Origin of the sequence: Spongiactinospora gelatinilytica (assembly GCF_003236385.1) — a bacterium.
GTDB classification, from domain to species: domain Bacteria; phylum Actinomycetota; class Actinomycetes; order Streptosporangiales; family Streptosporangiaceae; genus Spongiactinospora; species Spongiactinospora gelatinilytica.
In genome coordinates this window covers 1-380 of the sequence record NZ_POUA01000952.1, presented here as the reverse complement: position 1 = coordinate 380, position 380 = coordinate 1, and the positions used below count along the sequence as shown (strand labels likewise).

Genomic DNA, 380 nt, shown 5'->3' with positions numbered 1-380 from the left:
CCTCAAGGCTGCCGCAGATGCACTGAAGGACGACCTGCTGATCGTGATGCGCGTCTACTTCGAGAAGCCGCGCACGACGGTCGGTTGGAAGGGATACATCAACGACCCGCGCCTGGACGGCAGCTTCCGCATCAATGAAGGGCTGCGGGCTGCGCGGCAACTGCTGCTCGACGTCAACGCGCTCGGGCTGCCCGCCGCGACCGAATTTCTCGACCTGCTGAGCCCGCAATACATTGCCGACCTCATCGCATGGGGCGCGATCGGCGCGCGCACGACAGAAAGCCAGAGCCATCGGCAGCTCGCCTCAGGCTTGAGCTGCCCCATCGGTTTCAAGAACGGCACGGACGGCGGCGTGCAGGTTGCCTCGGACGCGATCATCG

1 protein-coding gene is annotated in these 380 nt (G+C 65.0%); it reads left to right on the top strand.

Going from position 1 to position 380, the window contains the following annotated elements; translation table 11 throughout:
- Window positions 1–380: 3-deoxy-7-phosphoheptulonate synthase (locus tag C1I98_RS46930; RefSeq protein ID WP_111172272.1), on the top strand; the 380-nt coding region annotated here is incomplete at both ends.